A 7,838-nucleotide genomic window follows, 5' to 3' on the forward strand; every position below is an offset into this window, starting at 1 on the left:
CTCAACCGCAGGTGTATCGTATTCGCCTTTTCCGGGCCCCTGGCCTGTCGTTGATTTGTGAGGTAGTTGAGTTCATGTCCTTTACCCGTCGCCAAATACTCGGTGGCCTGGCCGGTCTTGTTGTCGTTGGCGTGGGAGCCGGGGGGGCGTCGCGTTACTGGCTGGGCAAGATGGCCGATGCGGACGCAGGTCACGACTACGAGTTGATCGCAGCACCGCTGGACGTCGAGCTGGTGGCCGGGCACAAGACCCAGGCCTGGGCGTTCGGTCCATCGGCACCGGGCACCGAGTTGCGGGCGCGTCAGGGCGACTGGTTGCGGGTGCGTTTCATCAATCACCTGCCGGTCGCCACCACCATTCACTGGCATGGCATCCGCCTGCCGCTGGAAATGGACGGCGTGCCTTACGTCTCGCAACTTCCGGTGCTGCCGGGCGAATACTTCGACTACAAGTTTCGCGTCCCCGATGCCGGCAGCTACTGGTATCACCCGCACGTGAACAGCAGCGAGGAACTCGGTCGTGGGCTGGTCGGGCCTTTGATTGTCGAAGAACGCGAGCCGACCGGATTCAAGTACGAAAAAACCTTGAGCCTCAAGAGCTGGCACGTCGACGAGGAGGGCAACTTCGTCGAGTTCAGCATTCCCCGGGAAGCGGCCCGGGGCGGTACGGCGGGGCGCTTGTCGACCATCAACGGCGTCGCGCAGGCAGTGATCGAGTTGCCCGCCGGGCAGATCACTCGCGTGCGTTTGCTCAACCTCGACAACACATTGACCTATCGCCTGAACATTCCCGGCGTCGAAGCGCAGATCTACGCGCTGGACGGCAACCCGATCGAGCCACGCCCGCTCGGCAAGGAATACTGGCTCGGCCCCGGCATGCGCATTTGCCTGGCGATCAAGGCCCCGCCGGCCGGTGAGGAATTGTCGCTGCGCAACGGCCCGGTGCGCCTGGGCACGTTCCGTTCGGTGGCCAATAGCGATGCACCCACCGAGTGGCCGCCGGCACTGCCTGCCAACCCGATTGCCGAGCCCGACCTGGTCAATGCCGAGAAACTCAACTTCAATTTCGAATGGGTGGGTTCGGTGTCGGTCAACGTCGACAACGGCAAACCGCCGAGCCTGTGGCAGATCAACGGCAAGGCCTGGGACATCACCGACAAGACCTGCGCCGACCGCCCGATTGCCAAGCTCGAAAAGGGCAAGAGCTACATTTTCGAATTGAAAAACATGACTCAGTATCAGCACCCGATTCACCTGCACGGCATGAGTTTCAAGGTCATCGCCTCGAACCGGCACAAGGTCATTCCGTATTTCACCGACACTTACCTGCTGGGCAAGAACGAGCGCGCACAAGTGGCGTTGGTGGCGGATAACCCTGGTGTATGGATGTTCCATTGCCATGTGATCGATCACATGGAAACCGGCCTGATGGCCGCCATCGAGGTAGCGTGATGCGTCAGATTCGTCCCGCCGCGATCATCGACCGCAGCCGTGACCGCGACTTCATGCGCGAAGCCCTGGCCCTGGCTGCTCAAGGCGCAGCCCTGGGCGAAGTGCCGGTGGGTGCGGTGCTGGTGCAGGACGGTGAAATCATCGGTCGCGGCTTCAACTGCCCGATCAGCGCCAGCGATCCCAGCGCCCACGCGGAAATGGTCGCGATCCGCGCTGCTGCGCAAGCGGTGAGCAACTATCGCCTGCCGGGTAGCACGCTGTATGTGACCCTGGAGCCGTGCAGCATGTGCGCAGGCCTGATCGTGCATTCGCGGATTGCACGGGTGGTATACGGCGCGCTGGAGCCGAAAGCCGGGATTGTGCAGAGCCAGGGGCAGTTCTTTACCCAGGGTTTCCTGAATCACCGGGTGCTGTATGAAGGCGGGGTGTTGGCGGAAGAATGTGGGGCGGTGCTCAGCGAATTCTTCAAGGCCCGCAGAGCAAAGCCTTCAGACTGAACACCGTACCCCTGTGGGAGCGGGCTTGCTCGCGAATGCGGTGTGTCAGTGACTTATATGCCAACTGACACTCCCTCTTCGCGAGCAAGCCCGCTCCCACATTTGATCTTCAGTGGCCGTTACTTGCGGGCCACGATCACTGCCCGCATCGGCGCCGGCAGCCCTTCAATGGTCTTGCTGTGATCTTCGGGATCGAGGAAGTCACTGAGCGACTGATACTTCATCCACTCCGTCCCACGCTGTTCCTCGACCGTGGTGGTGCTCACATCCACGCACTTCACATCAGTGAACCCGGCGCGACGCAACCACAGCTCCAGCGCCGGCACCGACGGCAGGAACCACACGTTACGCATCTGCGCATAGCGGTCTTCCGGCACCAGCACCTGATGCTTGTCGCCTTCGACCACCAGCGTTTCCAGCACCAGTTCACCGCCCTTGACCAGGCAATCCTTCAGCGCCAGCAAATGCTCGATGGGCGAACGGCGGTGATAGAACACGCCCATGGAAAACACCGTGTCGAAACCTTCGAGGTTCGGCGGCAGGTCCTCGAACGGGAAGGGCAGGTGCCAGGCATTCGGTTCCGACAGGTAACGCTGTACCGCCTGGAACTGGCAGAAGAATAACCAGTTGGGGTCGACACCGATCACGCTGTCCGCGCCAGCGCCGAGCATGCGCCACATGTAATAGCCGTTGCCGCAGCCGACATCGAGGATGCGTTTGCCCGCAAGGTCCAGGTGCGGGGCGACCCGGGACCATTTCCAGTCCGAGCGCCATTCAGTGTCGACGTGCACACCGAACAGGTCGAACGGCCCCTTGCGCCACGGCGACAGGCCCATCAACGCAGTGCGCATTTGCGCACGGGTTTCATCGTCGCAATCGGTGTCCAGCTTCAGGCCGTTGAGCAAATCGACTTCGCTCGGCTGGATTTTCGGCAAGGCATCCAGCGCACTTTGCCAGCGCTCAAGGTCGCCATGACCTTTTTCCATTTTCTTGTCGAGTTGCGCTTGCAGGGTGTTGGCCCAGTCGGTCAGCGGGGTGCCGGCCAGACGGCGGGCGAGGGGGGACAGATCAATCATGGCAAGGCAATCAACGAGGCAAAGTTAAGACACTGGAACCATGGCACGACTTTCGAGAACCCGGCGGCCAGCAGGCGTTCGCGGTGTTCTTCGAGGCTGTCGGGCTTCATGACGTTTTCGATGGCGCTGCGCTTCTGGGCGATTTCCAGTTCGCTGTAGCCGTTGGCGCGTTTGAAGGCGATGTGCAGGTCGGTGAGCAACGCGTGTTCCTGCTCGTCTTCGAAGCGCAGTTTTTCCGAGAGAATCAGGGCTCCGCCAGGCAACAGCGACTGACGGATGCGTGACAGCAACGCCAGGCGCTGGTCCGGGGCGATGAATTGCAGGGTGAAATTCAGCGCCACCACCGAGGCTGGCTGGAATTGCAGGGCGAGGATGTCGCCTTCGATCACGTCGACCGGCAGCAACTCCTGGAACATCGAATCCTGCCCGTTGAGGTACTCGCGGCAACGCTCGACCATGGCCGCAGAGTTATCCACAGCGATCACCCGGCAACCGTCGGTGCGCACATGCCGGCGCAGGGCCTGGGTCACGGCCCCCAGCGACGAGCCAAGGTCGTAGAGCACGCTATTGGGCTGGGCGAACTGCGCGGCGAGCACACCGAGGTTTTCGACGATGGTCGGATAGCCCGGTACCGAGCGCTTGATCATGTCCGGGAACACCCGCACCACATCCTCGTTAAAGGCGAAGTCAGGCACCTGGGCCAAAGGCTGGGCGAAAAGGCGATCGGATTCTTTGCTCACGGCGGTTCCAGCGGCGTAGGTGGAAAAGGCCGGCATTTTAGCCAAGTTGGCGCGGGGATGCGCGGGTTGTCTGATAAAGCGCCGGATGAGCGCGCAATCCAGGTAGCAGCTGCCGAAGGCTGCGTTCGGCTGCGAAGCAGTCGTAAATCTTGCGACTCGTTTTTCAGGTGGACTGGATGGCGAGGGCTTCGCCCTCGAACGCAGCCTTCGGCAGCTGCTACAAAATGCGGCGGGACTGGGGAAATGCCGAGGCTGTTATCCCCCATTGCCCCAGCCAGTAGCTGAGGATGATCACATAAGCCGCCGCGTCGAACGGCACCACGAAACGGCTGATGCCAATCACGCTGTCCGAAAACACAAACGCCACCGCACCACCGGCGGCCAGTAGCGCCGAACGCTTGGGCACGTCGGTGCCGAGCCGCGCGAGCGCGCGCCAGAGCATGGCGCTGATGGCCAAACCGTAGACGATCACCGGAACCAGTAGTGGCCCCAGTCCATGAGCAATCAGAATCCCCAACAGCACCGCACCGACGCCGAGGGCGATGATCAGGGGGAAAGGAGCCAGGCGCCGGCAATCGCTCAAGTAGGCTTTCAGATAGGCCAGGTGGGCGACCAGAAACGCCCCGAGGCCGAACACGAACAAGTCCCCCGGCCAAGCCAGCAACACATCGCCGACCAGGGAGAAGATCAAGCCCAGGCTGATCCAGCGCCGATATTCGCCGGGCGGTGCGTCATGCAGCCACCCGAGCAGGGCCAGCACCGGCAGCGGCTTGACCAGCAGGCACAGCATGGAGGCATGCACGCTCAGGCCATAAAGAAAGGTCACCGCGCCCATCAGCGCCAGAATCAGCCAGCCCACGGTCAGTTAACCGAGATCGCGCAGTCGAACGAGTCCACCGGCAGCACTTCCGGTGCCCACGGTTGTTGCGAGGTCAGGCGCAAACGCCCGGTGCCGGTTGCAAAAGCCTGGAAACGCCAGGTCGAAACCCCGGCCGCACCGACGATGCCGGCATCTTCCGGGTTTCGATAAACCTCTGGCCCCAAGGCGTGCAGTACACCGCCGGCCGAATCCTGAATTGCCCAGCGATAGCCCGTGGTCGGATTGCTCGGCAGGGTCAGGATCAGGTTTTGCCCATTGCTGAGCTGCACCGGGCATTCGCTTTGTTTTTCCACGGTCACGTTGTGTGCAGGTTGCGTGGCGCAAGCGGCCAGCAAGGCGAGGGCGAGTGGGACAATCAGGCGAATGGGGGACATAGGCTCAGGGGCTCCGGCGTTCACGACGAACGGCGAGCATAACTTAAGATGAGACAAAGTGTGACAGCGCGGGAATTTGTCGTCGCCAGTACCGACGCTTTCGCTGGCAAGCCAGCTCCTACAGGGATGTCGCAATCCTTGTAGGAGCCTGGCTTGCCAGCGAAAGCGCTGGTGCAGACGCTACATCACCATCAGAAAAGCACCTTCGCCACATCCGCAAAGCGTTTGGCAAAGTGCACGGTAATGCCTTCCTTCAGATACTCCGGCAGTTCTTCGAAATTCCCCTGATTCGCTTCCGGCAAAATCAGTTCGAAAATCTTCTGCCGCCGCGCCGCAATCACCTTTTCCCGCACCCCGCCAATCGGCAGTACATGCCCGGTCAACGTCAATTCACCGGTCATGGCCACGCCTTTTTTCGGTGGTTGGTTGCGCGCCAGCGATAGCAGGGCACTGGCCATGGTCACGCCGGCGCTCGGGCCGTCTTTCGGCGTGGCGCCTTCCGGTACGTGCAGGTGCACGAAGGCTTCGTCGAAGAACTTCGGATCGCCGCCATAGGACTTCAGGTGCGAGCTGACGTAGCTGTAGGCGATTTCCGCCGACTCTTTCATCACGTCACCCAGTTGCCCGGTGAGCTTGAACCCACGGTTGAGGGTGTGGATGCGCGTGGCTTCGATCGGCAGGGTCGCGCCGCCCATGCTGGTCCAGGCCAGACCGGTGATCACGCCAACCCCCGACAGCACCTGCTCGTTACGGAACACCGGTTTGCCAAGCGAAGCTTCGAGATCTTTTGGACCGAGCTTGATCACGGCTTTCGGTTCGTCGAGCAGTTTCATCACCGCTTTGCGCACCAGTTTGCCGAGATTTTTTTCCAGCTGGCGCACGCCGGCTTCACGGGCATAACCGTCGACCAGCGCCTTGAGCGCGCTGTCGCTGATGCTCAGGCTGCCTTTGGACACACCGGCTTTTTCCAGTTGCTTGGGCCACAGGTGACGCTTGGCGATGGCGACTTTTTCCTCGGTGATGTAGCCCGACAGGCGAATCACTTCCATCCGGTCCAGCAGCGGGCTTGGGATCGAATCGAGGGTGTTGGCGGTGCACACGAACAGCACTTTCGACAGGTCCAGACGCAGGTCCAGATAGTGGTCGAGGAATTCGACGTTCTGCTCCGGATCGAGGGTTTCCAGCAGCGCCGAGGCCGGGTCGCCCTGGTAGCTCTGGCCCATCTTGTCGATCTCGTCGAGCATGATCACCGGGTTCATCACTTCGACGTCTTTCAGCGCCTGCACCAGTTTGCCCGGCTGTGCGCCGATGTAGGTGCGGCGGTGGCCCTTGATCTCGGCTTCGTCGCGCATGCCGCCAAGGCTGAAGCGATAGAACGGCCGGCCCAGGGATTCGGCGATGGATTTGCCGACGCTGGTCTTGCCCACGCCCGGCGGCCCCACCAGCAGCACAATGGAACCGCTGATCTCGCCTTTGTAGGCACCGACCGCGAGGAATTCGAGGATGCGGTCCTTGATGTCGTCTAGGCCGGCGTGGTGTTTGTCCAGCACCTTGCGTGCGTGCTTGAGGTCGAGTTTGTCCTCGCCGTACACGCCCCACGGCACCGAGGTCGCCCAGTCGAGGTAGTTGCGGGTGACCGCATACTCGGGCGAGCCGGTCTCGAGGATCGACAGCTTGTTCATCTCTTCTTCGATGCGCTTCTGTGCTTGCGGCGAAAGCACCTTGCCGGTCAATCGTTGTTCGAACTGTTCGATGTCGGCGCTGCGGTCGTCCTTGGTCAGCCCCAGCTCCTGCTGGATGACCTTGAGTTGCTCCTTGAGGAAGAACTCGCGCTGATGCTCGCCGATCTTGCGGTTAACTTCGGCGGAAATCTCTTTTTGCAGGCGCGCGACTTCGACTTCCTTGCGCAGCATCGGCAGGACTTTTTCCATGCGCTTGAGCATCGGCACGCAGTCGAGCACTTCCTGCAATTCGCTGCCGGTGGCCGAGGTGAGGGCGGCAGCGAAGTCGGTCAGCGGCGATGGATCGTTGGGGCTGAAACGGTTGAGATAGTTCTTCAGCTCTTCGCTGTATAGCGGGTTGAGCGGCAGCAGTTCCTTGATCGCATTGATCAGCGCCATGCCGTAGGCCTTGACCTCGTCGGTCGGCTCGGTGGGTTGGTGCGGGTATTCGACTTCCACCAGATACGGTGGGCGATGGTGCTTGAGCCAGGTTTTCAGACGCACACGGGTCAGGCCCTGGGCGACGAACTGCAGCTTGCCGTTTTCGCGGCTGGCGTGGTGCACCTTGACCAAGGTGCCGTAGAGCGGCAGGGCCGAGGTGTCGAAATGGCGCGGGTCATCCTGGGGCGTGTCCATGTAGAACAGGGCCAGGGAGTGGTGTTCGGACTTTGCCACCAGGTCCAGGGTCTCGGCCCACGGCTCTTCGTTGACGATGACCGGCAGCACCTGGGCCGGGAAGAACGGTCGGTTGTGGATCGGGATGATGTAGACCTTGTCCGGCAGGTTCTGGCCAGGCAGGGCCAGGCCTTTGCCGGTGGCTTGGTGCGGGGCGTTTTCCGGGTCGGCGTATTCGCGTGGGTCTTCGGGGAATTCCTGCTGGTCGCTCATGGGGGCACCTGCGCAATGGGTATGGGTCTTAGATGGGGCAGGTTGGCGGTGGTTTCAACGGTCATTTTCTGCAAAGCCGTGTTTCGACGGCGTGTTCAGCGCAGAGACAGGTTAGCTGAACCATGGCTGTGCGCGGTCAATTGTGGGAGCGGGCTTGCTCGCGAAAGCGGTGTGCCAGACAACATTTGCATCGACTGACACACCGCATTCG

Annotated in this window: 7 protein-coding genes; 2 read left to right on the forward strand and 5 right to left on the reverse strand. The window is 61.5% G+C overall.

The window, feature by feature from the left end; translation table 11 throughout:
• Positions 1 to 74: 74 nt before the first annotated feature.
• On the forward strand, positions 75 to 1,451 hold the full coding sequence (locus AC07XF_RS26380) for a multicopper oxidase family protein (RefSeq protein WP_495028841.1): 1,377 nt from the start codon (positions 75 to 77) through the stop codon (positions 1,449 to 1,451).
• The gene (gene tadA / locus AC07XF_RS26385; RefSeq protein WP_442095739.1) at positions 1,451 to 1,948 is read left to right on the forward strand and encodes a tRNA adenosine(34) deaminase TadA; all 498 of its coding nucleotides are present in this window, start codon (positions 1,451 to 1,453) and stop codon (positions 1,946 to 1,948) included. The genes AC07XF_RS26380 and tadA overlap by 1 nt, the downstream gene beginning before the upstream one ends.
• 119 nt (positions 1,949 to 2,067) lie before the next feature.
• On the opposite strand, the gene cmoB is transcribed toward tadA, so the two are convergent.
• From cmoB to lon, 5 genes are all read right to left on the reverse strand, one after another.
• Positions 2,068 to 3,024: a tRNA 5-methoxyuridine(34)/uridine 5-oxyacetic acid(34) synthase CmoB gene (gene cmoB / locus AC07XF_RS26390; RefSeq protein ID WP_495028842.1), complete on the reverse strand. Its 957-nt coding sequence runs from the start codon at positions 3,022 to 3,024 to the stop codon at positions 2,068 to 2,070.
• Positions 3,021 to 3,800 carry a carboxy-S-adenosyl-L-methionine synthase CmoA gene (cmoA, locus tag AC07XF_RS26395; RefSeq protein WP_495028843.1) on the reverse strand — a complete coding sequence of 260 codons (780 nt, stop codon included), beginning with the start codon at positions 3,798 to 3,800 and terminating at the stop codon, positions 3,021 to 3,023. The genes cmoB and cmoA overlap by 4 nt, the downstream gene beginning before the upstream one ends.
• A gap of 181 nt (positions 3,801 to 3,981) precedes the next feature.
• Complete coding sequence (locus AC07XF_RS26400) at positions 3,982 to 4,623, reverse strand: lysoplasmalogenase (protein ID WP_495028844.1); 642 nt, start codon at positions 4,621 to 4,623, stop codon at positions 3,982 to 3,984.
• Positions 4,624 to 4,625: 2 nt separating this feature from the next.
• Entirely contained in the window at positions 4,626 to 5,018 is a 393-nt protein-coding gene (locus tag AC07XF_RS26405; protein WP_495028845.1) for a protease inhibitor I42 family protein, read from the reverse strand.
• 191 nt (positions 5,019 to 5,209) lie between these two features.
• Positions 5,210 to 7,627 carry an endopeptidase La gene (lon, locus tag AC07XF_RS26410; protein ID WP_495028846.1) on the reverse strand — a complete coding sequence of 806 codons (2,418 nt, stop codon included), beginning with the start codon at positions 7,625 to 7,627 and terminating at the stop codon, positions 5,210 to 5,212.
• Positions 7,628 to 7,838 lie beyond the last annotated feature (211 nt).

The sequence above is a fragment of the Pseudomonas sp. GW821-FHT01C01 genome (assembly GCF_059422645.1).

Excerpts from the sequence above, each read along its gene's own strand:
- AC07XF_RS26380 (WP_495028841.1), top strand. The coding sequence starts at position 75 with ATGTCCTTTACCCGTCGCCAAATACTCGGTGGCCTGGCCGGTCTTGTT.
- tadA (WP_442095739.1), top strand. The coding sequence starts at position 1,451 with ATGCGTCAGATTCGTCCCGCCGCGATCATCGACCGCAGCCGTGACCGC.
- cmoB (WP_495028842.1), bottom strand. The coding sequence starts at position 3,024 with ATGATTGATCTGTCCCCCCTCGCCCGCCGTCTGGCCGGCACCCCGCTG.
- cmoA (WP_495028843.1), bottom strand. The coding sequence starts at position 3,800 with ATGCCGGCCTTTTCCACCTACGCCGCTGGAACCGCCGTGAGCAAAGAA.
- AC07XF_RS26405 (WP_495028845.1), bottom strand. The coding sequence starts at position 5,018 with ATGTCCCCCATTCGCCTGATTGTCCCACTCGCCCTCGCCTTGCTGGCC.
- lon (WP_495028846.1), bottom strand. The coding sequence starts at position 7,627 with ATGAGCGACCAGCAGGAATTCCCCGAAGACCCACGCGAATACGCCGAC.